Source organism: Microbacterium sp. 22303, assembly GCF_052045265.1.
Taxonomy (GTDB): Bacteria; Actinomycetota; Actinomycetes; order Actinomycetales; family Microbacteriaceae; genus Microbacterium.
The window spans coordinates 379,140-404,148 of record NZ_JBQEOQ010000001.1; the positions used below are offsets into that span (position 1 = coordinate 379,140).

Consider the following 25,009-nt stretch of genomic DNA (forward strand, 5'->3'; position numbering starts at 1 on the left):
ACCATAGAGCCCCGTCGCCGCGATGTACTACCTTCAGGACATGCGCGTCGACATCATCACCAAGGAGTACCCGCCCGAGATCTACGGAGGGGCCGGCGTGCACGCCGCAGAACTGGTGAAAGCGCTGCGCGGGAGCGTCGACGTACGGGTCAGGGCGTTCGGTGCGGACAGGGATGAACAGGGGGTTACGGCTTATCGGACTCCTGCCGAACTCGCCGATGCGAACGCCGCACTGCAGACGCTCGGCACGGATCTCGACATGGTGCCGGACATCGCCGGGGCCGACGTGGTGCACAGCCACACCTGGTACGCGAACTTCGCCGGGCACATCGCCTCGCAGCTGCACGGCATCCCTCATGTGCTCACCGCGCACAGCCTGGAACCGCTGCGTCCATGGAAGGCCGAACAGCTCGGCGGCGGCTATGCCGTTTCGAGCGGCATCGAACGGCTCGCATACGAGAACGCGGCTGCGGTCATCGCGGTGAGCGGAGGCATGCGCAACGACATCCTGCGCGCGTACCCGCAGGTGGACCCGGCGAAGGTGCACGTGATCTACAACGGCATCGACGTCGACGCCTGGCAGCCGGTCGTCGATCCCGCGGTTCTCGCGAAGCACGGGATCGACCCGTCGCGGCCGTCCGTCGTCTTCGTCGGACGCATCACTCGGCAGAAGGGCTTGCCGTATTTCCTCCGCGCCGCCGAGAAGCTGCCCCCTGAGGTGCAGCTCGTGCTCTGCGCGGGAGCACCCGACACCCCGGAGATCCTGGATGAGGTGCGCGGTCTGGTGGCCGAGCTCACCGCGACCCGGACCGGAGTGGTCTGGATCGAGGAGTTCCTTCCGCGTCACGAGCTGTCCGCCATCCTCACTGCCGCCACGACGTTCGTCTGCCCATCGGTGTACGAGCCGCTGGGCATCGTGAACCTCGAGGCGATGGCCTGCGGCGCCGCGGTCGTGGGCACTGCGACAGGAGGCATACCCGAGGTGGTCGTCGACGGCGTGACAGGACGGCTGGTGCCGATCGAGCAAGTGCAGGACGGCACCGGGACGCCCGTGGATCCGGACCGCTACGTGTCGGATCTTGCCGCCGTGCTGACCGAGGTCGTCTCGGATCCGGAGCAGGCTCGGGCGTACGGCGAGGCGGGTCGGCGCCGTGCGGCGGAGGAGTTCAGCTGGGCCGCGATCGCCGACACGACGACGGCGCTCTACGAGGAGCTCACGGCCCGACCGATAGGCTGAGGGCATGTCTGCCGTCCTCGAATTCTCGGACGTCGTGGTGCGCCGCGACGGACGCAACATCGTCGATCATCTCTCCTGGACCGTCGAGGACGACCAGCGCTGGGTCGTGCTGGGGCCGAACGGCGCGGGCAAGACGACGCTCCTGCAGCTCGCAGACACGCTGATGCACCCGACGCAGGGACGGGTGGACATCCTGGGGGAGACTCTCGGGCGGGCCGACGTCTTCGAGATCCGTCCGCGGATCGGTTTCGCCTCTTCGGCGATGGCCCGCCGGATCCCTGCCGATGAGACCGTGCTGAACACCGTCATGACGGCGGCGTACTCCGTGATGGGGCGGTGGAACGAGTCGTACGAGTCGATCGACGAGCGCCGTGCGGTGCGGGTGCTCGAGCAATGGCACCTGGAGCACCTCGCCGAACGTCACTTCGGCACGCTCAGCGACGGCGAGCAGAAGCGCGTGCAGATCGCCCGAGCCGTGATGACCGACCCGGAACTGCTGCTGCTGGACGAGCCCAGCGCGAGCCTCGACCTCGGCGCACGCGAGGAGCTGCTCGCGTTGCTCGGCGGATTCGCGCAGTCGCCCACGACGCCGGCGATGGTGATGGTGACCCATCACGTCGAGGAGATCCCCGTCGGGTTCACGCACGTGCTGCTGCTGCGCGACGGCGCGATCGTCGCGGCGGGGCCGATCGAGCAGACCCTCACCGCAGAAGCGCTGAGCGAGGCCTTCGGCATGTCCATCTCGCTGGACCGGGCCGACGGGCGGTACGCGGCGCGCGCCGCGTGATCTGTTAGAATCGACCCTTGGTGCTCATTGCGCCACAGACTTCCCTCGCCCCTGGCACAATCCAGGGCACCACGTAAGGAATCCCATGAAGACTGACATCCACCCCACGTACCAGGCCGTCGTGTTCCGCGACCTTGGCTCGGGCGACACCTTCCTGACCCGTTCGACGGTCACGAGCGACAAGACGATCGAGCTGGACGGCGTGGAGTACCCCGTCATCGACGTCGAGATCTCCTCGGCCTCGCACCCGTTCTACACGGGCAAGCAGCGCATCATGGACTCGGCCGGCCGTGTCGAGAAGTTCAACCAGCGCTTCAAGAACTTCGGCGGTTCCTCCAAGTAATCGCTTCTCGGAAGGCCCCCGTCCTCGATCGAGGCGGGGGCCTCCCGCTGTCTAGGCGGCGCCCGGGCCGTCGACGGCGGGTGCCGTCGACCGGATCGTCTCGAGGGCGAACCGGATGCCGTCGATCTTGCCCTCGGCGTGCCGGATCACGCGCCGGAAGCGGTTCTTGCGCTTCGGCTCCTGGGCGAACGTCACGTGCAGGAAGTCGATGACCGTCTGCATCCTCTCGATCTCGTGTTCGAGCATCTCGATGCGCTCGGTGTCGGTCGTCATGGCGATCGCGTCTCCCTTCATCGGGTAACCCTCCATTTTACGACCCGGACCGTGGGGGCGGTATGGTGCACCGGGTTCTTCGCGATCGAGCGGCAGCGTCAGAAGGATCCTGCGGGGGCGTGACGGCGGGAGGCATCGTCGTCGCGGACGGGCCAGCGGCCGTCGACGCGTTCGGTGGGCTCGATCCGGCCTATCCGCACGAAGTAGTCGGTCAGACTCGCGGCCTGCGCACGGGCCCAGCCGATTTGCCGAGTGTGCAGCTCGCCCGCGCTCTCCGGCAGGGGGAAGCGCTGCGCGAGCGCCTGCGCGACCCGCCCTGCCGCGACGGCGTCGGCCGAGGCGTCGTGCGCGCCGGTCAGATCCACGCCGTAGTGCGCCGCCACGATCTCCAGCGTCCGCTTGCCAGGGCGGTACCGGTCATAGGTCTTGTCGATGATCAATGGGTCGATCACCGGGGAGGGGTTCTCCAGGGGCGAGATCCGGTGCCGACGCGCCTCATGAGCGAGCAGGGAGAAATCGAAGGCCGCGTTGTACGCCACGACCGGGACGCCCTGATCGAGCAGCGACCGCAGTGCGGCCACGACCCCGGCGACGACCTGCGCAGCAGGGGAACCGTCGCGGTACGCGCGTTCGGACGTGATGCCGTGGATTGCCGTGGCACCGGCGGGGATGGGGATCCCCGGGTCTGCCAGCCAGGTGCGGGCCGCGATCTCTGCGCCGTGGTGGTCGAGCACTCCGACGTGCGCGGTGACGATGCGATCCCGGGTGACGTCGATCCCGGTGGTCTCCAGGTCGAACACTCCGACGCGGGTCAACCAGGGCGGAAGGGGCGTCGAAGCGGTCATGACGCCACCGTAGGGTGCGGCTCGGACATCGCCGTTCCGGCACGCGGCAGTGCGCTCAGGCGATGCCGATCCCGCCCGTAGACTCGATGCATGCCCGCACCCTCGCCCTATGCTGCGCGTCTGGATCGCATCGCGGTGCACCGGCAGGAGGCCGAGGTCCTCGGCGGGCGTACGGCGTATTGGAGCTACGGTCCCGACGGCGCCGAGGTCACCGTGCTGGCAGTGCACGGCTTCCGCGGCGAGCACCACGGGCTGGAGCCCGTTGTCGCGCACCTGCACGGTGCCGGTAGGGCAGGCTTCGCCGCCGGGATCCGCGTGATCATGCCTGATCTGCCGGGGTTCGGTGAGACCGCGCCGCTGCCCGGCCGCGTGCACGACATCGATGCGTACGCGCAGTGGCTCACGGACTTCGCCGCGGAGGTGGCTCCCGGAGCCGTGATCCTCGGGCATTCGTTCGGTTCGATCGTGGCCTCTGCCGCTGTCGCCGGCGGGCTGGAGACCCCGCGGCTGATCCTGGTCAACCCGATCGGCGCGCCGGCATTGGAGGGTCCGAAGGCCGTGCTCACGCGTCTCGCGATCCTCTACTACGCGCTCGGTGCGCGGCTGCCCGAGGGCATCGGCACCGAGCTCCTGCGCAACAGGATCATCGTGCGGGGCATGAGCATCGCCATGGCGAAGACCCGGGATCCCGAACTGCGCCGGTTCGTGCACGACCAGCACGACACGTACTTCTCACGGTTCGCTGACCGCGAGGTCCTGAGTCAGGCGTTCCGCACGAGTGTCTCGCACGATGTCCGGGAGTTCGCGCCGCACATCGCCGTCCCGACGCTGTTGATCGCGGCGCAACGCGACGACATCACGCCGATCGAGGCGGAGCGGCGCCTGGCGACGCTGTTCCCCGACGCCGAGCTCGTCGAGATCGCGCACGTCGGGCACCTGATCCATTACGAGACGCCGGCCGAGGCGGCGGGAGCGATCAGACGCTTCCTCCGGCCTCTCGCCGTGCCAGCCCCATAAGACCACCGACGCGGAACGGGATGACCTCGCCCATCGCGAGCGAGGTCTCGGTCCGCTCGACGCCGTCGATCGAGAGGATGCGGGCGTCGGTGTCGAAGAGATGGCGGGCGTCGCGGCACGCGACCAGGGCGAGCAGATCGATCGAGCCGCTCAGCCCGTGCGCCTGCACGACCTCCGGCACTCGCGCGAGCTCCGCGATGATCCGCGGCAGCTCGGTCTGACGGACGCCGATGCTCACGAACGCCTGCAGCGGGTAGCCGATCACGGCGGGGGAGAAGGCGCGCTCGTAGGGGAGGAACACGCCGGTCTGGTCGAGGCGGGCCATCCGGGCCTGGATCGTGTTTCGCGAGAGCCGCAGCTTCTCGGCCATTGCGACCACGGTGGTGCGAGGGTCGGCCGAGAGCATCTCGAGGATGTCGAGATCGGTGCGATCGAGGGTTGCCATGTTGCCAAAGGCTAGCACCCTGTTCACAGCGCTGATTTGGCAACATGCTCAGAGCCTGCGGGGATGCTTGAGCGACGTGTCAAGCGGACGTACTCTCAAGGCAAAGCGAAGACGCACCGGATCCTTCTCACGAGGGCGGATCCACTGAGGAGGACGAAGATGTCAACCCACCTTGATCCGATCACCGTCACCGGCATCGGCCTGGACGAACCGGCCGGCCTCATCGATGCCCGCGGCCGTCGCCGCAACGACACGCGTCTGACCCCGTACGTGGCCGACGTCAGCTCCGCACAGCTGCTGTCGCTGCTGCGCGACATGATCGTGCTGCGCCGCCTCGATTCCGAGGGCGTCGCGCTGCAGCGTCAGGGACAGCTCGGCCTGTGGGCCCCGTGTCAGGGCCAGGAAGCCGCGCAGATCGGCTCCGCCCGCGCCCTCAAGAACGACGATGTGGTGTTCCCGAGCTACCGCGAGACCGGCGTGATGCTGGCGCGCGGGGCGCAACCCGGCGACTACGTGCGGATGTGGCGCGGTGAGGAAGGCGCCGCCTACGACCCCGCCGTGATGCACATGGCTCCGCTGCAGATCATCATCGGCGCGCAGACCCTGCACGCGGTCGGCTATGCGCTCGGCATCCTGCACGACGGCTCCGACCAGGTCGCGGTCACCTACTTCGGCGACGGCGCCACCAGCCAGGGCGACGTCAACGAGGCCATGGTCTTCGCGTCCTCCTACCGCGCCCCGGTCGTCTTCATCTGCCAGAACAACCACTGGGCGATCTCCGAGCCGGTCGCCGTGCAGTCGCAGCACCCGATCGCCGGGCGCGCCCCCGGCTTCGGCATCCCCAGCATGCGCGTCGACGGCAACGACGTGCTCGCGGTGTTCGCGGCGACCCGCTGGGCTCTCGAGCAGGCGCGCGGGGGAACCCCGGCTTTCCTGGAGCTCGTCACCTACCGGATGGGTCCGCACACCACGGCTGACGACCCGACCCGCTACCGGGATCCGGCGGAGCTCGAGTACTGGCGCGGCAAGGATCCGCTGGCACGAGTCGAGACCCTGCTGCGCGCCGAGGGTGCACTCACCGACGAGATCGCCGCGGGCTTCGCGGCGGAGGCCGATGAGGCCGCCATGCAGATGCGGGCGGCCTGCCTCAGCCTCACGACGCGCGAACCGCTCGCCGTGTTCGACGGGGTGTACGCGGAACCGCACACCGGCATCGCCGAGGAGCGCGCCGACTACGAGCGCTACCTCGCGACTCTCGCGGACGTGTGACATGGCGCAGATGACGATGGGCAAGGCGCTCGGCGCCGCCCTCCGGCAGTCGCTGGCGGCAGATCCGAAGGTCGTGCTGCTCGGAGAGGACATCGGCAAGCTCGGCGGAGTCTTCCGCATCACGGACGGGCTGCTGGACGAGTTCGGCGCGGAGCGGGTGATCGACACTCCGCTGGCGGAGTCCGGAATCGTCGGCACCGCGGTCGGCCTTGCCATGCGCGGCTACCGCCCGGTCGTCGAGATCCAGTTCGACGGATTCGTGTATCCCGCCTTCGACCAGATCGTGTCCCAGGTCGCGAAGCTGCATTACCGCACGCAGGGCACCGTCCCGATGCCGATCACGATCCGGATCCCCTGGGGCGGCGGCATCGGCGCGGCCGAGCACCATTCCGAGTCGCCCGAGGCGTACTTCGTGCACACCGCAGGGCTCCGCGTGGTCGCCGTGTCGAATCCTCAGGACGCGTACACGTGCCTGCGCCAGGCCATCGCCAGCGACGACCCGGTCATCTTCTTCGAGCCCAAGCGGCTCTACCACGCCAAGGGCGAGGTGGACCTGGAGACCCCACTTGCGGACGCGGCACCGATGGGGCTCGCCCGAGTGGTGCGCGACGGTACCGACGTCACCGTTGTGACCTACGGTGCGATGGTGCGCACCGCGCTCGATGCGGCCGAGGCCGCCGAGGCGGAGGGACGGTCGCTCGAGGTGATCGATCTGCGCTCGCTGTCGCCGGTCGACTACGCCACGGTGTGCGCCTCGGTGCGCCGCACCGGTCGCGTCGTGGTCGTGCACGAGGCCGCGCGCGAGGCGGGGGTCGCCGCCGAGGTCATCGCCAGCATCACGGAGAAGTGCTTCACCTGGCTCGAGGCGGCTCCGCTGCGCGTCACGGGCCACGACATCCCCTACCCGCCCGCGAAGCTGGAGAAGTTCCACCTCCCCGACCTCGACCGGATCCTCGACGCGGTCGACCGGGTCTGCGACGACGAGCAGCTGCTGGAAGGGGTCGACCGATGAAGCAGGAGTTCCTCCTCCCCGACCTCGGTGAGGGCCTCACCGAGGCGGAGATCGTGCAGTGGCTGGTCGCCGAGGGCGACACGGTCACCCTGAACCAGACTCTCGCCGAGGTGGAAACGGCGAAGGCCATCGTCGAACTGCCCTCACCGCACGCCGGCGTGATCACGTCGCTGCACGCCGCCGCCGGCGACGTCGTTCCGGTCGGCGCCCCGCTGGTGGGCTTCGAGATCGAAGGTCAGGCTGCCACGGCCCCCAAGGCTCCGGCGTCCGCCGAGGTCGAGGAGGGCTCAGGGCCGAACCTCGTCGGCTACGGCGCTGCGCCGTCGAACGGCCGCCCGCAGCGTCGTGCCCGCCGGGCCGCGGCCGGATCCGCGTCCGCGACGACCACCCTCGCCTCCGACGTCGACGTGCGGGTCGCCGCGCCGCACGATGACATCGTGGTCGTCCCCGCGCCGCCCGTGCGCGGGGAGCGTCCGCGTTCGACGCCGCCGGTGCGGGCCTACGCGAAGAGCCTGGGCGTGGACCTCGCGCTCGTCTCCGCCGAGCTGGGCGACCGGGTGATCACCCGCGCGGACGTGGACGCCTACCGTGAGCGCGTCGGGCAGCGCGGCGCAGGCGCGCCCGCCGAGACGACTGCAGCTCCGGCGCCGACCGCAGCGCCCGCCCGCGCCGCCAGGGGGGAACGGGCGACCACCCGCGTCCCGATCAGGGGCGTGCGCAAGCACACCGCCGAGGCGATGGTGCAGAGCGCGTTCACCGCACCGCACGTGACCACGTTCCACACGGTCGACGTCACCGCGACGACCGAACTGATCGCCTCGCTGCGGGCGAGCGCCGCACCGGACGCACCGCGCATCGGAGTGCTCACCGTGGTCGCGAAAGCCGTCTGCCTCGCGCTCGCGTCCTATCCCGGGCTGAACTCGCGGTGGGACGGCGAGGCGGGCGAGATCGTGCAGCAGCATTTCGTGGACCTCGGCATCGCCGCCGCAACCGAGCGCGGGTTGATCGTGCCCATCATCCGCGATGCCGAACGGATGCCGCTCGGTGAACTCGCGGCGGCGGTCGCCGAGCTGACCCGCACGGCGCGGAGCGGCAAGACCCCGCCGACCGATCTGGTCGGCGGCACGTTCTCGCTCACCAACATCGGCGTGTTCGGGATCGATGCCGGCACCCCGATCCTGCCGCCGGGGCAGACCGGGATCCTCGCGCTCGGCGCGGTGCGGCGCATGCCGTGGGAGCACAAGGGCGAGATCGCGCTGCGCGACGTCATGACGCTCAGCCTGTCCTTCGACCACCGGATCGTGGACGGGGCCGAGGGGGCGCAATTCCTGAAGGCCGTCGCCGACGTGCTGCAGGAGCCCGGCCGGGCGATGCTGCTGGGCTGAACGTGACTGACCGCGCGGTCCCGGGCCGCGCGGTCAGCGGTTCCGGGGGCGGTCAAGCCCGAGCACCCGCCGGGTCAGGCGCCGTTCCCGCACGATGAAGACGGTGCCGAGCACCCAGAGCGGGACCTGGGTGAGGAACGCCCAGCGGAACGCATCGAGCGAGTAGGTGGCGGGCGTGCCCGCGCCCTGCAGGTCGAGCGCGAGGCCGATCAGGAAGATCGCGATGAGTGCGGCGAGGAAGCCCCCGCCGTTGACCACTCCGGTGGCGGTGCTCAGCCGATGCTGGGGGTTGTGCGTGCGCGCGTGGTCGAACGCGACCATCGAGGCCGGGCCGCCGGTCGCCAGCGCGATGGCCAGCAGGATGAGCAGCCACAGTGGAGCCGTGCCCGGCCACAGGATCACACCGAGCCAGACGAGCACCTGGAGGGCGATCGTCGGCAGCACGAGCATCAGCGATCGGCTCGTCGGATGGCGCGCCGACAGCGTCCCGAGGACAGGACCGAACAGGATCCCGAAGAACACGTAGACCGTCGTCACGAGCGAGGCCGCGCCGATCGAGAGGCCCTCGCCGCTCGTGAGGAACGGGATGCCCCACAGCATCATGAAGGCCGTACCGGCGAACGGCGTCGTGAAGTGGGTCCAGAATCCGAGTCGGGTCCCGGGATGCGCGAGAGCTTCACGCAGGGAGACGCGCAGATCCGCCTGAGAGGTGACGACGCGAATCGCGCCGGTGTCGGTGTTGACCGAGACGTCCTCGGTCAGCTCGGGCGGGCGGTTGCGGATCAGGGCGAATACGAGGACCGTGAACAGCACGCCGAGCCCCGCGAGAGAGCCGAACGTGACGGACCACGTGGTGGAGTGCAGCAGGACGGGCAGGGGGAGCAGCGCGACGAGCTGACCGAGCTGGCCGACGATCCCGGTCAGTTGGGCCATCAGCGGGCCGCGCTGCGCGGGGAACCAGATCGCGACGAGGCGCAGCACGCCGGGGAAGATCGCGGCGTCGCCGGCGCCGAGGATCATGCGCGCGACGATCGCGACCCCGACGTTCGGCGCGAACGCCATCACGAGCTGGCCGACGGCCATGAGCAGCATGCCGGCGACCATGATCGGCCGGGATCCGAACCGGTCCAGCAGCAGACCCACGGGGATCTGCATGAGCCCGTACACCGCGAGCTGGAGCACCGCGAAGAGCGACAGCGTCGATGCGTCGGCCTGGAACAGGTGCGCGGCATCCACTCCGACGGCGGACAGGGACGTGCGGTTCGTGATCGACAGCACGTAGGCCGACACGCCCACGATCCAGATCAGCCACATCCGCCAGGTCGGTGCAGGGGCGGGATTCACGGCTCTCCTCGGGATCGGCGGCGTCTTCGATCCTACGCCCGACCTCGTTCCCGACCGGGTCGCCGCCCCACGGGATCGACGTTCAGACGGTGGCCGTGTCGAGCAGCCGCAACCCGCCGCCGTCCATGGCGAAGCGGTGCACGGAGGCGTTCCCCAGCCGTTCGCCGGGCGCAGGGAGCGTGCCACCCGAGGCATGCTCGAGCAGGGCCCGGATCACGCCGCCGTGGGTGCACACCAGCACCGACTCGACTCGTGGCGCCGAGCGGCGCCGCGCCGCCAGATCGATCCGGGCGAGCGATGCGAGTGCGCGCTCCGTCAGCTGCTGTGCAGTCTCGGCACCGGGCACCTCGTCACGACGCGCTCCGAACCGCTCCCGGTACTGGTCCCAGAGCAGGCCCTCCGCCTCACCGAACTCGTGCTCGCGCATTCCCACGGTGATCAGCGGCGCCGGGAGCCCGAGTTCGTGGGCGATGATCTCCGCGGTCTCCCGCGCCCGGCCGAGCGGGCTCGCATAGATGTGATCGAAAGAGGCGCCGGCGAGTCGCGCGGCGGCGGCTCGCGCCTGGGCGCGCCCGGTGTCGTTCAGAGGGATGTCGGTGGATCCCTGGATCCGGCCCTCGAGGTTCCAGTCCGTCTCGCCGTGTCGGATCAGGGTGATGAGGGTCATGAGAGCAGCTCCTGAAGGGCCGGGAGGACGACGCTCGTGGACGCCGCGATGGTCGCGGAGGCCCAGGCGTCGGCCCGGGTGGGCTCGAGATTGACGATGACGATGGGAAGACTGCGGCGGCGGGCGCGCTCGATGATGCGGATCCCGGAGTTCACGACCAGCGAGGATCCGGCGACGAGCAGCGCGTCGCCCGAGCGCAGCAGCGCCTCTGCAGTGGCGAACCGCTGGGCCGGGATGAACTCGCCGAAGAAGACGACGTCGGGCTTCAGCGGCCCTGCGCAGACCGTGCAGATCGGCAGGACGAAGCCCTCGGTGGTCTCGGGGCGGACGTCGCCGTCGGGCCCGAGCAGCACCTCGTCCGGAACGTCGAGCCAGGCGTTGCGCGCCTCGATCTGCGCTGCCACGGCGTCGCGGGAGAAGCTCTGCCCGCAGTGCAGGCAGAGCACCGCGCGCATGGTGCCGTGCAGCTCGACGACGCGCGCGGATCCGGCGGCGAGGTGGAGGCCGTCCACGTTCTGCGTGATGACGCCGGCCGCGCGGTCGGCCTTCTCGAGCCCGGCGATGGCACGGTGGCCGGGATTCGCCGCGGCGGTGCCGAACGAGCGCCAGCCGAGATGTCCGCCCAGCCAGTACCGGCGCTGCGCGTCCTGGGAACCGAGGAAAGTCTGCACAGTCATGGGCGCACGCCGCGGTGTCGATCCGGCTCCGCGGTATGCGGGGATGCCCGAGTCGGTGGAGAGCCCGGCCCCTGTGAGGAAGGCGATGCGACGGCCGGCGAGCAGTTCCGCGACGGGCTCGAGCTGCGCGTGCAACGACGACGTGCTGCTGTTCATCCGGCCTCCCCGCTCGAGTCTACGGGCGCGATCGTGGACGCCCGCCGCATCGCCGGGCGTGCGCGGCGGTCGCAGGGCTCATCCGCTCGAGCGACCTGCAAGAGTGGATCCGTGCATGAGACCCGCATCGACGACCCTGCAGATCCTCGCCTCGACGACTACCGCGGGCTCACCGACACCGCGCTGCGCATTCGCGGCGATGTCGACAACGGTCTGTACATCGCCGAATCCCTCAAGGTCGTCGAGCGCGCCGTGCGCGCGGGACACCGCCCTCGCTCCGTCCTGACCCAGGAGCGCTGGCTGGGCGGCCTTCGCTCGCTCTTCAGCGGCGGCGCCGACGTCGAGGTCTACGTCTGCCCGGACGCGGTGGTCGAGACGGTGGCCGGGTACCCGGTGCACCGCGGCGCATTGGCGGCCATGCACCGGCCTGCGCTGCCGCCCCTCGCCGATGTCGTGCGCGGAGCCCGCACGCTCCTGGTGCTGGAGGATCTCATCGAGCACCAGAACGTCGGATCCGCCTTCCGCGCGGCCGCGGCGCTCGGCGCCGACGCGGTGCTGGTCTCCGCACGCTGCGCGGATCCGCTCTACCGCCGCAGCGTCAAGGTCAGCACGGGTACCGTGTTCCAGGTGCCATGGACGCGTTTCGATGGCTGGGATGAACTCGCGCCGATCCTGCGCGCGGAGGGGATCCGACTCGCAGCGCTCGCGCTCCGGGACGACGCCGAGACGCTCGAGGCCTACGCCGCGGAGCGCCCGGAACGCGTGGCTCTCGCTTTCGGATCCGAGGGCCCCGGCCTGACCGCCCAGGCGCTGGAGGTCGCGGACGCGGTGGTGACGATCCCCATGTCGGGCGGGGTGGACTCGCTCAACGTGGCCTCGACCGCCGCCGTCGCGCTCTGGGCACTGCAGCACGCGTCGCGCAGCTGACAGCCGTCGCACCCCGGGGCAGGCGACCCGCTCACTTCATGCGGGCCGGCTCACTCGTCGTGCGGCAGCACCACCGGCATCGGCTCGGGACGCTTGGCCTCGATGCTGTCGCCGGAAGACTGGTGGCGCAGGCGCCGCAGAACCCACGGCACCAGATGCGTCCGCGCCCACACCAGGTCCTCATTGCGGGCCTCGCGCCAGGTGCGCACAGGGAACGGGTCCGCCACCATCTCCTGCAGATCGCTGGGCACGTTCAAGGCACGCAGCACCATGCGGGCGACCTCGTGGTGGCCGAGCGGGTTCATGTGCAGGCGGTCGTCGGCGAAGAACCGCGGATCCTGGATCGACTTCAGGCCCCACTGATCGGCGACGATGCAGTCATGCCGTTCTGCGATCGCCCGCACGTTCTCGTTGTAGATCGCGACCTTGCCGCGGAACGGGCGGAACACCGGGGTGAAGTTCGTGTCGATGCCGGTGAAGAGCACGATCGCGGCGCCGGTGCGATCCAGACGCGTGACCATGTCGTCCAGCAGCATGGCGATCTCGTCGGGATCCGTGCCGGGGCGGATGACGTCGTTGCCTCCGGCGCACACCGTGATCAGGTCGGGGTTCAGCGCGATCGCCGGGGCGATCTGCTCGTCGCTGATCTGCCCGATGAGCTTGCCGCGCACGGCCAGATTGGCGTACGCGAAGTCCTCGCTCTGAGCCCCGAGCACCTCGGCCACGCGATCGGCCCATCCTCGATGGCCTCCGGGGACGGCCGGATCGGGGTCTCCGATGCCCTCGGTGAACGAGTCGCCGATCGCCACGTAGCGGTGCCACGGATGCGGCGTCTCGTTGGGGATGTACGGGGTGCGCGGTTCGTGACCGGACATGATCGTCTCCTCCTCGCGGGCGCCTGCGCGGCGCGGCACAGCATCCGAGACTACCCGCGCGCGGCGGCATCGGGGCGGACACCGCGGGCGAGGTTCGCTCATGGTCCGGGCTGTCTCCGGCCTCGTCTATCGTGGAATCCCATGCTCTCCCCGTCCTTCCCTCAGCGCGCCCCTTGGGGTACCGCCGACAGGCTGAGGGCGTGGCAGCGTGAGGCCCTGGAGGAGTACTTCCGCATTCCCGAGCGCCGGGACTTCCTCGTCGCCGCGACACCGGGCGCCGGCAAGACCACGTTCGCGCTCACGCTCGCCGTCGAACTGCTGCGCACGAACGAGATCGACCGCGTGATCGTGGTCGCGCCCACGGAGCACCTCAAGACGCAGTGGGCGGACGCCGCCGCGCGCGTGCACATCCGGCTGGATCCGCGTTTCCGCAACAGCGATTGGGCGCCCTCCCGGCAGTACCACGGCGTCGTCGTGACCTATGCGCAGGTCGCGGCGAAGTCGTCGGTGCACAAGCACCTCACGGAGGACGCGCGCACGCTCGTCATCCTCGACGAGGTGCATCACGGCGGCGACGCGCTCAGCTGGGGCGACGCCATCCGCGACGCCTACGGACCGGCGAAGCGACGCCTGCTCCTGAGCGGCACCCCGTTCCGCAGCGACACCGCGCCGATCCCGTTCGTCGAGTACCTCCCCGACGAGTCGGGTGCGCGGATCTCCAGCACCGACTACGCATACGGCTACGGGCGGGCGCTGCAGGACGGCGTGGTGCGTCCCGTGCTGTTCCACATGTACGCGGGCAAGATGCGCTGGCGCACGAGCGCGGGCGACGAGCTCGAGGCGCACCTCGGTCAGGACAACACCAAGGACGTCACCTCCCAGGCCTGGCGCACGGCGCTGGACCCGGAGGGGGAGTGGATGCCGGCCGTGCTCTCGGCCGCCGACCGCCGCCTCACCGAGATCCGTCATCACGTCCCCGACGCGGGCGGTCTCGTGCTGGCGACCGATCAGACCGTCGCTCGCGCGTACGCCAAGATCCTGCACTCACTGACAGGGCAGCGCCCCACCGTGGTCCTGAGCGACGACGCCACCGCGTCGGAGCGGATCGAGAAGTTCAGCGCCTCCGGCGATCGCTGGATGGTCGCCGTGCGGATGGTGTCCGAGGGTGTCGACGTGCCCCGGCTCGCCGTCGGTGTCTACGCCACCTCGTCATCGACGCCGCTCTTCTTCGCACAGGCGATCGGCCGCTTCGTGCGCGCCCGCCGTCGTGGCGAGGCCGCGAGCGTGTTCCTGCCCAACGTCCCTGTGCTGATGAAGCTCGCCAACGAGCTCGAGAGGCAGCGCGACCACGCGCTGGATCGGCAGTCGAAGGACGACGACGGTCTCGAGGACTCGCTGCTGGAGAGCGCGAACCGCGAGGACGAGGCCTCCGACGCGCTCACCCAGGAGTTCAGCTATCAGGCGATCTCCTCGCTCGCGCACTTCGACCGCGTCGTCTTCGATGGCAAGGAGTTCGGTCAGCTCGCCGAGCCCGGCACGCCCGAGGAGGAGGAGTTCATCGGCATACCGGGTCTGCTCGAGCCCGAGCATGTGCACGAGCTGCTCATGCAGCGTCAGTCCCGGCAGTCGCGGCTGCGGGAAGCGCGCGAGGCGGTCACGCCTGCACCGACCACGACCCTCCCGGAGCCGCTGCATCGCACCCTGCGCGAACAGAGGCAGCTGTTGAACAGCCTCGTCGGCGTCTATGCGCGGCAGACCGGCGATCCCCACGGCGCCGTGCACGCCGAGCTGCGGCGACTGTGCGGCGGACCTGCGGTCGCGCAGGCCACCGTGACCCAGCTGCAGTCGCGGATCGATCTGCTCCGTCGCCGCGTGCGCTCCTGAGCGCTCCCGGCCGCTGAACCGTCCGGAAGGACGCGCCCGGATTCGGCCGGTTCGGATCCCCGAAATGCTGTCAATCCCGGTCCTGGCGGGGCATCCGGCCCCTTGGATCGATAGCGTGGAGCGGTTGCCCGACTCGTGAAGGACCTCATGAACAGCCCCGCCACTGCCCCTGCCGAGCCCACTGCGGCCGATCGCCGCCGCTGGGCGCGCTATCTCGTGGAGGAGCGCGCGGAGGCGCACGTCTATCAGCAGCTCGCTCAGCGTCGCGACGGCGAGGAACGCGAGATCCTGCTCGAACTGGCCGCGGCCGAGGGACGCCACGAGGCGCACTGGCTCGAGCTGCTCGGCGGGGAGCCGCAACGTCTGCCGCGCCCCGGCCTGCGCGCCCGCGTCCTCGGCTGGATGGCAGGCCGCTTCGGATCGATCTTCGTGCTGGCCCTCGCGCAGAGTGCCGAGGCGCGATCTCCGTACGACTCCGAGGTGTACGCCACTCCGGCGATGCGCGCCGACGAGAAGGTGCACTTCGAGGTGGTCCGCGGTCTCGCCGCACGCGGCCGGCGCCAGCTCTCCGGTTCGTTCCGGGCCGCGGTGTTCGGCGCGAACGACGGCCTGGTGAGCAACCTCGCGCTCGTGCTCGGCATCGGCGCCACGGGCGTGAGCAGCGGATTCGTGCTGTTCAGCGGCTTCGCGGGCCTGCTCGCCGGAGCACTCTCGATGGGCGCGGGCGAGTTCGTGTCCGTGCGCTCGCAGCGCGAACTGCTGGAGGCGACGGAGGAGAACGGGCACGGGGACGCCACCGCGAGCGACCTCGACCTCGACGAGAACGAGCTCGCCCTGGTGTACCGCGCCAGAGGCATGGACGCCGACGAGTCGCTGCAGCGCGCCCGCCGGGTCGTGAGCGCGGCCAAGGCGGGCATGGCGCAGCGCGCCACCGGGCCGTTGCGCGTGCCGACCGGAGACGGCGACGAGCATGAGATCATCGGCAACGCCTGGCCTGCTGCGATCTCGAGCTTCCTGCTGTTCGCCTCCGGTGCGATCGTGCCGGTGCTGCCCTGGATCTTCGGCATGCAGGGCACTCCCGCGGTGCTCGTGGCCCTCGCCCTGGTCGGCGTCGCTCTGCTCGGCACCGGCGCGACCGTCGGTGTTCTGTCCGGCGGCCCGCCCCTGCGTCGCGGGCTGCGCCAGCTGGCGATCGGCTTCGGCGCGGCCGCGGTCACCTACGTGCTGGGTCTGCTCTTCAACGTCAGCATGGGCTGAACCACTCCGGCGCGCGGCCTGCTGCGTATCGTCGGCACGCCACGGCGCCCCTGTTGTCAACCCGCTGGTCCCGCTGCGTCTGCGCGCGCATCCTGGGCGCAGACGAAAGGAGCATGCGATGAGTGACCAGGGCAACCCGCACGACGAGTCGAACGCCGAGCGTGAGGGTGTGCAGGACCAGACGCCGAGCCGCACCTCTCAGGAATCGGAGGCAGGCGACCACCGATCCGCAGAGACGAAGAAGGCCCCGGATCCTTTCGGACCCGGGGCCTTCCTACCAGCGTGCGCGAGGGGGGACTTGAACCCCCACGCCCTATTCGGGCACTAGCACCTCAAGCTAGCGCGTCTACCTATTCCGCCACCCGCGCTGGTGTTTTCGGCTGTTCCCAACCGAAGATCGAGATTAGCACGATCCGGGGGCCTGCTCGAACCAGGGTGCGCGTCGGGCGCGTCGCGCGGGTTCGATAGCCTGGTGCCATGCCCCAGCCGGATGCCGAACTTCCCGAGGTCGCGCGGATCGCCGCAGAGCTCATCCGCTTCGACACATCCAACTTCGGCGGTGGCGACGCGAAGGGCGAACGCGAGGCTGCGGAGTACGTCGGGGCGTACCTGGAGTCGCTCGGCCTGCAGCCGGAGTACTACGAGCCCATCCCGCGGCGCACCAACGTCATGGCGCGGGTGGAGGGTCGGAACCGGGACAAGCCGGCGCTCGTCGTGCACGGACATCTCGACGTCGTGCCGGCGATGGCCGGCGACTGGAGTGTGGATCCGTTCGCCGGCGTCGTGCGGGACGGCATGCTCTGGGGACGCGGCGCCGTCGACATGAAGAACATGAACGCCATGATCCTGACGTCGGTGGCTGAGATCCTGCGGGCGGGGGAGCAGCCCGAGCGCGACCTCATCCTGGCGTTCTTCGCCGATGAGGAGAACGGCGGCGTCGAAGGCTCTGCCCTCGTGGTGCAGAACCGTCCGGAATGGTTCACCGGCGCGACCGAGGCGATCAGCGAGGTCGGCGGATATTCGATCCCCGTCGGTGACCAGCGCGCCTACCTGCTGCAGGTCGGCGAGAAGGCACTGATGTGGATCCGCCTCATCGCGAAGGGCAGGGCCGGGCATGGCAGCCGCTTCCACCCCGACAACGCCGTGACGAAGCTCGCCGAGGCCGTGGCCGCGATCGGACGTACGGCGTGGCCGATCCAGCTCACCGACACGACCCGCGAATTCCTGGATCGCATGAGCGCCCTGACCGGCCTTCCTGTGGACGATCCCGATGCCCTCGCCGCGACGGCGGGCCGCGCGGAGGCGTTCCTGCGCTCCACACTGCGCACGACCACGAACCCCACGGTGCTGCAGGCCGGCTACAAGCACAACGTGATCCCCGAGCGCGCCGAGGCGCTCGTCGATGTGCGGGTGATCCCGGGGCAGGAGGAAGACGTGCTCGCGCAGCTGCGTGCGCTCGTCGGCGACGACATCGAGCTCGAGATGGTCGTGCAGGACATCGGCATGGAGACGCCGTTCGCCGGTCCACTCGTCGATGCCATGGTGGCGGCGCTCGAGAGGCACGATCCGGGTGTCCCGGTCATCCCGTACCTGCTCGGCGCGGGCACCGACAACAAGGCGCTCGCCTTCCTCGGCATCACGGGCTACGGCTTCGCGCCGCTCAGGCTGCCCGCCGACCTGGACTTCACCGGCATGTTCCACGGCGTGGACGAGAGGGTGCCGATCGACTCCCTCGTCTTCGGGCAGCGCGTTCTGACCGACCTCCTGCGCACCTACTGACCGCCGCTGCGGATCACGACCACACACCGACCCGCGCGAGCCTGCGCACGACGCGAAAGCGATCCATGCACCTTCTCGAAGCCATCTTCCTGGGGATCGTGCAGGGACTCACCGAGTTCCTGCCGATCTCCTCCAGCGCACATCTGCGGATCGTCGGCGCCTTCCTGCCGAGCGCGCAGGATCCGGGTGCCGCGTTCACCGCGATCACGCAGATCGGCACCGAGGCGGCCGTCGTCGTGTTCTTCTGGCGCGACATCGTCCGCATCGTCAGCCGCTGGTGGTCGGCTCTGATCGGCCGCATTCCGCGCAACGACCCCGACGCCAGGATGGGCTGGCTGATCATCATCGGCAGCATCCCGATCGTGGTGCTCGGGCTGGTCCTCAAGGACCAGATCGAGACCGTGTTCCGCTCGCTGTGGCTGGTCGCCATCATGCTGATCGTCTTCGGCGTGCTGCTCGGTGTCGCCGACGCGATCGGGGCGCGGCGCCGCACCCTCAAGGACCTCACCCTCGGCCACGGCATCGTGTACGGCCTCGCCCAGTCCCTCGCGCTGATCCCCGGGGTGTCCCGGTCGGGCGGCACGATCACGGCAGGGCTCCTGCTCGGCTACGAGCGCGAGGCGGCTGCACGCTACGCGTTCCTGCTCGCCATCCCCGCCGTGTTCGGATCCGGGGTCTACCAGGCGGTGAAGAGCATCGGCGAGCCGAGCGTGTTCTCCGCCGGCGAGACGCTCGCCGCGACGGGCATCGCCTTCGTCGTGGGCCTGGGCGTGATCGCGTTCTTCATGCGCTGGATCTCGCAGCGCAGTTTCCTGCCGTTCGTGGTCTACCGGATCCTGCTCGGCATCGTGCTCATCGTGCTGCTCGCACTCGGCGTGATCAAGCCCTGACCGGCCGCAGGATCGATCCCGGAGCCCGTCGACGCGGCCAGGCGGGTGCGGCTCGTCAGCGCTTGTGCTCGCCCGGGCCCTCGCCGTTGCGGCGGAAGAACCGCTCGAAGGCCTGCGCGATGGCCTCGCCGGAGGCGTCGGGCGACTCCCAGGTGTCGCGCTTCGTCTCGAGCTGCGCGATGTAGGCGGCCATCTCCTCGTCCTCCGCGGCGGCCGCATCGATCGTCGCCTCCCACATGGCGGCCTCGGTGGACAGGGATCCCCGGGGGACATCGACCCCGGTCACCTCGTGCAGCCGGTCCAGCAGCGCCAGCGTGGCCTTGGGAGACGAACCGCCGGTCTGCACGTAGTGCGGCACGTTGGCCCACAGCGACAGGGCGGGGATCCCGGCCTGCTCCGCGGCGTGCTCGAGCGCTGAGAGGATGCCGATCGGGCCCTCGTAGGTCGAGCGCTCGATCCCGAGCGCCTCGCGGACCTCGGCGTTCTCGCTCGACGCGAAGATCGAGATCGGTCGCGTGTGCGGCACGTCGGAGAGCATCGCGCCGAGGGTCACGAATCCGGTGACGTCCTCGCTCAGCGCCGCGTCGATGAACTCCGCACTGAACGCCTGCCACGCGCGGGCGGGTTCGGTGCCCGTGAGCAGCCAGAGTCGCGGCTCCGCACCGTCCGCGCTCCCCGCGGGCCGCAGCATCCGTGCCGTGGGCCAGCGCAGGCTGCGGTTGCCCTCCTGGTCCCGTTCCAGCGTCGGGCGGGCCCACTGGTAGTCGAAGTAGAGTTCCGGATCCGCCGTATGCACGACGTCGTAGCCGCCGTCCTCGATCTGCTCGGCGGCGGCCGACGCGGCTTCACCGGCGTCGTTCCAGCCGTCGAAGGCGGCGACGACGATCCGGGTTCCGAGTACCTGCACGGTCTTCCTTCCTGCGGCGACCTGCGCCGCGTGTTCCGTCCAGGCTAGTCCCCGCCATCATCGGTGGCGCGGCCCCCCGGTACGATGGGGGAGTGAATCAGCACCCTCGCGCGGTCCTCTGGGACATGGACGGAACCCTTGTCGACACCGAACCGTACTGGATGGACGCCGAGACCGATCTCATCGAGTCCTTCGGCGGCACCTGGACGCATGAGCAGGCGCTGCAGCTGGTCGGAAGCGGCCTGATCGACAGCGCGATCATCCTCCAGGGCGCCGGGGTGAAGATGGGCGCTCAGGAGATCGTCGACGACCTCACCGAGCGTGTCCGCGTGCGCCTGCAGCAGGACGGCGTGCCGTTCCGACCGGGCGCGCGTGAGCTGCTGCGCGAGCTGCGCGCGGCGGGCATCCCGACGGCGCTGGTCACCATGTCGCTGCGGAGGATGGCCGAGGACATCGTCTCGCTCATCGGCTTCGATGCCTTCGATGTGATCGTGGGCGGTGACGACGTCGAGCGGCCCAAGCCCTTCCCCGACCCGTATCTGCGGGCCGTTGACGCGCTCGGCGTCGACATCGCCGACACGGTGGCGCTCGAGGACTCGCCGACCGGTCTGCAGGCGGCGCTGTCCGCCCGTGCGGTGGCGATCGGCATCCCGCACATCGTCGAGCTGGACGGCCTCGGGGCCGATGCGATCTGGGAGTCGCTCGCAGGCCGCAGTGTCGACGATCTCCTCGCCGAGTTCACTCGCGTCCGCTCGCTCCGTGCGGAGGCCGCGCTGTGACCGCGCAGCGGCCGAGCGGGCCGTTCCGCGAGGGCGACCGCGTGCAGCTGACCGGTCCCAAGGGGCGGATGCACACGATCACGCTGCGCGAGGACGGGGAGCTGCACACCCACCACGGCGTGCTGCGGCACCGCGACCTGATCGGCTTCCCCGACGGATCGGTCGTGGAGAACAGCTCCGGCAACGAATACCTGGCGCTGCGCCCGCTGCTGCGGGACTTCGTGATGTCGATGCCCCGCGGAGCCGCGATCGTGTACCCGAAGGACGCCGCGCAGATCGTCACCCAGGCGGACATCTTCCCCGGCGCGACCGTGGTCGAGGCCGGTGTCGGGTCCGGGGCGCTCTCGCTCTCGCTTCTGCGCGCCATCGGGCCGACGGGGCGACTGGTCTCGTTCGAGCGCCGGGACGACTTCGCCGAGGTGGCGAGCGCCAACGTCGAGACCTTCCTGGGTGAGCTCCCGGACTCCTGGCGGATCGTCGTGGGCGACCTTCAGCAGGAGCTCGGCGCCGTGTTCGAGCCGGGCACGGTCGACCGCGTGGTGCTCGACATGCTTGCGCCGTGGGAGTGCATCGATGCCGTCGCCGAGGCTCTTGCTCCCGGCGGAGTGGTGCTCTGCTACATCGCCACGGCGACGCAGCTCTCCCGCGTCGCGGAGTACGTGCGCGGCACGGGTCTGTTCACAGAGCCCGAGTCCTCGGAGACCATGGTCCGCGGCTGGCATGTCGAGGGCCTGGCGGTGCGACCCGATCACCGCATGGTCGCGCACACGGGCTTCCTCATCACCGCACGTCGTCTCGCCCCCGGCGCCATCCCGCCCGATGTGAAGCGCCGCGCCGCCAAGAAGCCCAGCTACGGCGATGAGGACGTGGAGGCATGGACCCCCGGCGCCGTCGGCGATCGCGAGATCACCGACAAGAACCTGCGCAAGCGCGTCCGCGAGGCGCAGCGGGCCGCCGGCGGCGCGCGCCTCGCCGCATCGCGCGACGCGGATGCCGAAGGGGCCGAGGCGGGCGATCCGTCCGCATAGACTGGAGCGCGTGCGTAAGACTGCCGCTGCTCTGATCACCCTCGGCCTCGCCGCCCTCGCGCTGGCCGGCTGCTCCGCAGGCCCCTCGTTCGCCGGGAAGGCCTGCCCGACGCAGCCGAGTTCGTCCGGGCTCACCGACTCCGTGACGGTGAAGGGCGACTTCGGCGCCGAGCCGACCGTCACCATCGCGTCGCCCACCAAGGTGCAGAAGGCGAGCGTCGACGATCTCATCGTCGGCACCGGCACTCCGATCACGGCGAAGAACCAGCCGATCGTCGTCGACATCGCGCTGTACGACGCGCGGACCGGGCAGAAGATCGGCGCGACCGGTTTCGACAAGACGACGGCCGCTTCGGACGTGAACACCCTGGCATCACAGGCCAAGCCGCTCGGCGACGCGCTGCAGTGCGCCACCGCCGGATCGCGGCTGCTGGTAGGTTTCCCCGCCGGGACCGCGGCCGAGGGGGCCGCGGTCGCGGTGCTCGACGTGCGCACGGTGTTCCTGCCGCACGCGGAGGGCTCGCTGCAGTACAACGACGCGCTGGGCCTGCCCACCGTCGTGCGCGCCCCGGACGGGCGCCCCGGCATCATCGTCCCGGACGCGAAGAAGCCCGCCAAGCAGGTGGTGCAGACACTCATCCGCGGCGAGGGCCAGAAGGTGAAGAAGACCGACGGCGTCCGCGTGCAGTTCACCAGCGTGGACTGGGACACCCGCAAGGTGGTCAACAGCACGTGGGACTCCCAGTCCGCGGTGATCTCCGGTGCCGCGGGCATCGAGGGCCAGACCGTCGGATCGCAGGTCCTCCTGATCGTTCCGCCTGCGGATGCGAGCGCGGGTACCGGTGCCGACGGCAACGGCACGCAGGCGATCGTCGTCGACATCCTCGGCATCGACGACTCCGCCACGACGGGTCAGTAGATGGCGGAACGGATCCCCGCGGAGGAGCGTCTGACGAATCTCGTCGTGGCGCTCATGGCCACGGAGATCGGGCTGACCAAGCAGCAGATCCTCGCGTCCGTCTCGGGCTACCGCCAGCGGGCGGAGGGCAAGGCGGACGCCCTGGACAAGATGTTCGAGCGCGACAAGGAAGAGCTGCGCTCGCTCGGCATCCCGATCGAGACGCTGGGCGATCACGCCGATCCGAACGATCTGCGCGAAGCCCGCTATCGCATTCCGAAGGCGGAATACGATCTGCCCGTCGACATAGAGTTCACGCCGGCCGAGCTCGCCGTGCTGCGCCTGGCCGGCAGTGTATGGAGTGAGGAGTCGCTGTCCGCCGACGCCCAGGCGGGGGTGCGCAAGATCCGCGCCCTGGGGATCGACGTGGACGAGCCGATCATCGGCTTCGCGCCGCGCATCACCGCGCGCGAGGCCGCCTTCGCCCCGTTGCAGAGTGCGATCGAACGCAGTGTCTCCGTCGCCTTCGATTACCTGAAGCCGGGGGAGCAGGCTCCCCGACGCCGCCGTGTGCAACCGCTCGCCCTCGTGGAATACGAGGCGCGCTGGCACGTGTTCGGTCGGGATGTGGATGCCGAAGGCGATCGCATGTTCCTCCTCACCCGCATCGTGGGCGACGTCACGGTCACGAACAACGCGTTCCCCGCCGAAATGCGCGAGGGCGCGGGGGAGCGGGCACTTGCGAGCCTCGAGGCCGTCGCCGCTGCGCACTCGGCCCTGCTGGAGGTCACGCCCGGAACGGAGGCGGCGCTCCGCCTCGGCCGGCGTGCCGAGCCGGCTGCGCAGGGCATCCGCGTGCGCTACGTCGATCTGCACATCTTCGCGGACGAGCTCGCCTCGTACGGGCCGGAGGTCCGCGTGGTGGAACCCGCCGTGCTCCGCGACGCGGTGATCGTGCGTCTGCGCGCGGCGGCCGCGGCGCATGCAGACGCGAAGGACGGGGAATGATGGCGCAGCGCAAGCCCCTGCTGAGCTCGGACCGCGTCCGCGCCTATCTCACGCTCGTTCCCTATCTGCTCGAACGCGGCGAGGTCTCGCTGGCCGAGGCAGCAGCCGAGTTCGACATGACCGAGGCGCAGATGCGCGCCATGGTCGAGAAGCTCACGGTGATCGGCCTGCCCGGAGACGAGGGCTATTGGCAGGCGCCGCAGGAGCTGTTCGACATCAACTGGGACCTGCTGGATGAGCAGGGGATCATCGAGATCACCAACGATGTCGGCCTGCGCCGCGTGCCGAAGTTCACCGCTCGCGAAGCCGCGGCCCTGGTCGCGGGCCTGCAGCTGGCCTCGGCGGTGCCGGGCGTCGCCGACTCCACTGTCGTGCAGGCGCTCATCGCGAAGCTGTCCAGGGGCGCCGCCGGCCTGCCGGCGGACGTCATCGTCGCACCCGGTCCGGTCGATGAGGTCCGCACCGTCGTCGCGACCGCACTGAAAGAGCACGTCGCGGTGTCGTTCACGTACCGCGCGCCCGACGCGGCGCCCACGACCCGCACCGTGGACCCGGTGACGGTCCTGATCACGAACGGGCAGTGGTACCTGCAGGGCTGGTGCCATCTGCGCCGCGCGATGCGCACCTTCCACCTGGACCGCGTCAGCGAGCCGCGGCTCACCGACATCGCGATCACGCACGGCGACGAACCCGTGCCCGAGCTGTTCGCCGGGGACGGGGAGAGCGACGAGGCGGTGATCCGCTTCCCGGAGCGCCTCGCGCCGTTGCTGCGCGACTATCTGCGCCGCGCCGAGGCCGGCGTCCAGGACGATTCCATGACCGCTACGCTGCATGTGGGGGATCCGCTCAGCCTCAAGCGGCTGGCCGCTCGTTTCGGCGGCGCGGTGGAGATCCTCGAACCCGCATCGGCGCGTTGCGCCGCTCGGGAATGGGCCGTCGCAGCACTTGCGCTGTACTCCGAACAAACCAACCCGCAGTCACGGTAGACTGTGCGCAACACCCGATCCATCAAGGGAGATCATCATGTTCGCCGGACTCAACGGATGGCATCTGGTCATCATCCTCGCCGTCATCCTGCTGTTGTTCGGCGCGGCCAAGCTTCCCGCGCTCGCCAAGAGCATGGGCCAGTCTGCTCGCGTCTTCAAGGGTGAGATGAAGGCGATGAAGGACGAGGACGCAGCAGCTTCCGCGACGGACGCCGCCGCATCGACCCAGGCGCCCGCGACGACCGCTCTGCCGACCCCGGTGCAGAACGCGGCCGACACCACCGCCGTCAACCCGCCGCACGACGCCGGTACCCAGCGCTGACGGGCGTGACCG

General features: G+C 70.1%; 26 protein-coding genes and 1 tRNA gene. 18 read left to right on the forward strand and 9 right to left on the reverse strand.

Annotation, left to right across the window (positions count from 1 at the left end; all coding sequences use genetic code 11):
• Positions 1-40 precede the first annotated feature (40 nt).
• The 3 genes from glgA to ACTJI8_RS01815 all read left to right on the forward strand — a co-directional run bounded on the left by glgA (position 41) and on the right by ACTJI8_RS01815 (position 2,367).
• Entirely contained in the window at positions 41-1,237 is a 1,197-nt protein-coding gene (glgA, locus tag ACTJI8_RS01805) for a glycogen synthase (RefSeq protein WP_440731700.1), read from the forward strand.
• A 4-nt stretch (positions 1,238-1,241) separates the two neighbouring features.
• Positions 1,242-2,024: an ABC transporter ATP-binding protein gene (locus tag ACTJI8_RS01810; protein ID WP_440731701.1), complete on the forward strand. Its 783-nt coding sequence runs from the start codon at positions 1,242-1,244 to the stop codon at positions 2,022-2,024.
• 85 nt (positions 2,025-2,109) lie between these two features.
• Positions 2,110-2,367 (forward strand): type B 50S ribosomal protein L31, encoded by a 258-nt coding sequence (locus ACTJI8_RS01815; protein WP_233309421.1) that lies wholly within the window; start codon positions 2,110-2,112, stop codon positions 2,365-2,367.
• A gap of 51 nt (positions 2,368-2,418) precedes the next feature.
• On the opposite strand, the gene ACTJI8_RS01820 is transcribed toward ACTJI8_RS01815, so the two are convergent.
• Together ACTJI8_RS01820 and ACTJI8_RS01825 are read right to left on the reverse strand one after the other, a co-directional pair.
• Positions 2,419-2,661 (reverse strand): hypothetical protein, encoded by a 243-nt coding sequence (locus tag ACTJI8_RS01820; protein WP_440731702.1) that lies wholly within the window; start codon positions 2,659-2,661, stop codon positions 2,419-2,421.
• A 77-nt stretch (positions 2,662-2,738) separates the two neighbouring features.
• Positions 2,739-3,485 (reverse strand): exonuclease domain-containing protein, encoded by a 747-nt coding sequence (locus ACTJI8_RS01825; RefSeq protein ID WP_440731703.1) that lies wholly within the window; start codon positions 3,483-3,485, stop codon positions 2,739-2,741.
• 90 nt (positions 3,486-3,575) lie between these two features.
• On the opposite strand from ACTJI8_RS01825, the gene ACTJI8_RS01830 reads away from it, so the two are divergent.
• Positions 3,576-4,502 (forward strand): alpha/beta fold hydrolase, encoded by a 927-nt coding sequence (locus ACTJI8_RS01830; RefSeq protein ID WP_440731704.1) that lies wholly within the window; start codon positions 3,576-3,578, stop codon positions 4,500-4,502.
• Here the strand turns inward: ACTJI8_RS01830 and ACTJI8_RS01835 are convergent.
• Positions 4,462-4,947, reverse strand: coding sequence for an Lrp/AsnC family transcriptional regulator (locus ACTJI8_RS01835; RefSeq protein WP_440731705.1), 486 nt, complete (start codon positions 4,945-4,947; stop codon positions 4,462-4,464). The genes ACTJI8_RS01830 and ACTJI8_RS01835 overlap by 41 nt on opposite strands.
• 159 nt (positions 4,948-5,106) lie before the next feature.
• Between ACTJI8_RS01835 and ACTJI8_RS01840 the strand changes: the two genes are divergently transcribed.
• Genes ACTJI8_RS01840 through ACTJI8_RS01850 form a run of 3 tightly spaced genes read left to right on the forward strand, consistent with a single transcriptional unit; the run spans position 5,107 to position 8,613 of the window.
• The gene (locus tag ACTJI8_RS01840) at positions 5,107-6,216 is read left to right on the forward strand and encodes a thiamine pyrophosphate-dependent enzyme (RefSeq protein ID WP_440731706.1); all 1,110 of its coding nucleotides are present in this window, start codon (positions 5,107-5,109) and stop codon (positions 6,214-6,216) included.
• Position 6,217: 1 nt separating this feature from the next.
• Entirely contained in the window at positions 6,218-7,228 is a 1,011-nt protein-coding gene (locus ACTJI8_RS01845; protein ID WP_440731707.1) for an alpha-ketoacid dehydrogenase subunit beta, read from the forward strand.
• Positions 7,225-8,613: a dihydrolipoamide acetyltransferase family protein gene (locus ACTJI8_RS01850; RefSeq protein WP_440731708.1), complete on the forward strand. Its 1,389-nt coding sequence runs from the start codon at positions 7,225-7,227 to the stop codon at positions 8,611-8,613. The genes ACTJI8_RS01845 and ACTJI8_RS01850 overlap by 4 nt, the downstream gene beginning before the upstream one ends.
• 33 nt (positions 8,614-8,646) lie before the next feature.
• Here ACTJI8_RS01850 and ACTJI8_RS01855 read toward each other — a convergent pair whose 3' ends face one another.
• The 3 genes from ACTJI8_RS01855 to ACTJI8_RS01865 form a co-directional block, all read right to left on the reverse strand.
• On the reverse strand, positions 8,647-9,927 hold the full coding sequence (locus ACTJI8_RS01855; RefSeq protein ID WP_440732426.1) for an MFS transporter: 1,281 nt from the start codon (positions 9,925-9,927) through the stop codon (positions 8,647-8,649).
• A 112-nt stretch (positions 9,928-10,039) separates the two neighbouring features.
• A complete protein-coding gene (locus ACTJI8_RS01860; RefSeq protein ID WP_440731709.1) occupies positions 10,040-10,624 on the reverse strand; it encodes a histidine phosphatase family protein in 585 nt (194 codons plus the stop codon).
• Entirely contained in the window at positions 10,621-11,457 is an 837-nt protein-coding gene (locus tag ACTJI8_RS01865; RefSeq protein WP_440731710.1) for a Sir2 family NAD-dependent protein deacetylase, read from the reverse strand. Before ACTJI8_RS01865 ends, ACTJI8_RS01860 begins: the two co-directional genes overlap by 4 nt.
• A 111-nt stretch (positions 11,458-11,568) precedes the next feature.
• Between ACTJI8_RS01865 and ACTJI8_RS01870 the strand changes: the two genes are divergently transcribed.
• Complete coding sequence (locus tag ACTJI8_RS01870) at positions 11,569-12,384, forward strand: TrmH family RNA methyltransferase (protein ID WP_440731711.1); 816 nt, start codon at positions 11,569-11,571, stop codon at positions 12,382-12,384.
• 50 nt (positions 12,385-12,434) lie between these two features.
• Here ACTJI8_RS01870 and ACTJI8_RS01875 read toward each other — a convergent pair whose 3' ends face one another.
• Complete coding sequence (locus ACTJI8_RS01875) at positions 12,435-13,259, reverse strand: SGNH/GDSL hydrolase family protein (RefSeq protein WP_440731712.1); 825 nt, start codon at positions 13,257-13,259, stop codon at positions 12,435-12,437.
• 141 nt (positions 13,260-13,400) lie between these two features.
• On the opposite strand from ACTJI8_RS01875, the gene ACTJI8_RS01880 reads away from it, so the two are divergent.
• A complete protein-coding gene (locus ACTJI8_RS01880) occupies positions 13,401-15,143 on the forward strand; it encodes a DEAD/DEAH box helicase (protein ID WP_440731713.1) in 1,743 nt (580 codons plus the stop codon).
• A 147-nt stretch (positions 15,144-15,290) separates the two neighbouring features.
• A complete protein-coding gene (locus ACTJI8_RS01885) occupies positions 15,291-16,400 on the forward strand; it encodes a VIT1/CCC1 transporter family protein (protein ID WP_440731714.1) in 1,110 nt (369 codons plus the stop codon).
• 283 nt (positions 16,401-16,683) lie between these two features.
• Here the strand turns inward: ACTJI8_RS01885 and ACTJI8_RS01890 are convergent.
• Positions 16,684-16,768 (reverse strand) — tRNA-Leu (locus ACTJI8_RS01890).
• 109 nt (positions 16,769-16,877) lie between these two features.
• Here ACTJI8_RS01890 and ACTJI8_RS01895 point away from each other — a divergent pair.
• Positions 16,878-18,179 carry a M20/M25/M40 family metallo-hydrolase gene (locus tag ACTJI8_RS01895; RefSeq protein WP_440731715.1) on the forward strand — a complete coding sequence of 434 codons (1,302 nt, stop codon included), beginning with the start codon at positions 16,878-16,880 and terminating at the stop codon, positions 18,177-18,179.
• Between the two features lie 65 nt (positions 18,180-18,244).
• Positions 18,245-19,069: an undecaprenyl-diphosphate phosphatase gene (locus ACTJI8_RS01900; RefSeq protein WP_440731716.1), complete on the forward strand. Its 825-nt coding sequence runs from the start codon at positions 18,245-18,247 to the stop codon at positions 19,067-19,069.
• A gap of 55 nt (positions 19,070-19,124) precedes the next feature.
• Here ACTJI8_RS01900 and ACTJI8_RS01905 read toward each other — a convergent pair whose 3' ends face one another.
• Complete coding sequence (locus tag ACTJI8_RS01905; protein ID WP_440731717.1) at positions 19,125-19,976, reverse strand: PAC2 family protein; 852 nt, start codon at positions 19,974-19,976, stop codon at positions 19,125-19,127.
• Positions 19,977-20,068: 92 nt separating this feature from the next.
• On the opposite strand from ACTJI8_RS01905, the gene ACTJI8_RS01910 reads away from it, so the two are divergent.
• The 6 genes from ACTJI8_RS01910 to tatA are packed head-to-tail and all read left to right on the forward strand — an operon-like array spanning position 20,069 to position 24,997.
• Complete coding sequence (locus tag ACTJI8_RS01910; protein WP_440731718.1) at positions 20,069-20,755, forward strand: HAD family hydrolase; 687 nt, start codon at positions 20,069-20,071, stop codon at positions 20,753-20,755.
• Positions 20,752-21,783, forward strand: a complete 1,032-nt coding sequence (locus ACTJI8_RS01915; RefSeq protein WP_440731719.1) for a tRNA (adenine-N1)-methyltransferase — start codon at positions 20,752-20,754, stop codon at positions 21,781-21,783. The genes ACTJI8_RS01910 and ACTJI8_RS01915 overlap by 4 nt, the downstream gene beginning before the upstream one ends.
• Before the next feature lie 10 nt (positions 21,784-21,793).
• Positions 21,794-22,702 (forward strand): FKBP-type peptidyl-prolyl cis-trans isomerase, encoded by a 909-nt coding sequence (locus ACTJI8_RS01920; RefSeq protein ID WP_440731720.1) that lies wholly within the window; start codon positions 21,794-21,796, stop codon positions 22,700-22,702.
• Positions 22,703-23,689, forward strand: a complete 987-nt coding sequence (locus tag ACTJI8_RS01925) for a helix-turn-helix transcriptional regulator (RefSeq protein WP_440731721.1) — start codon at positions 22,703-22,705, stop codon at positions 23,687-23,689.
• Entirely contained in the window at positions 23,686-24,675 is a 990-nt protein-coding gene (locus tag ACTJI8_RS01930; protein WP_440731722.1) for a helix-turn-helix transcriptional regulator, read from the forward strand. Before ACTJI8_RS01925 ends, ACTJI8_RS01930 begins: the two co-directional genes overlap by 4 nt.
• 37 nt (positions 24,676-24,712) lie before the next feature.
• Positions 24,713-24,997 (forward strand): Sec-independent protein translocase subunit TatA, encoded by a 285-nt coding sequence (gene tatA, locus ACTJI8_RS01935; protein ID WP_440731723.1) that lies wholly within the window; start codon positions 24,713-24,715, stop codon positions 24,995-24,997.
• Positions 24,998-25,009: the final 12 nt, after the last annotated feature.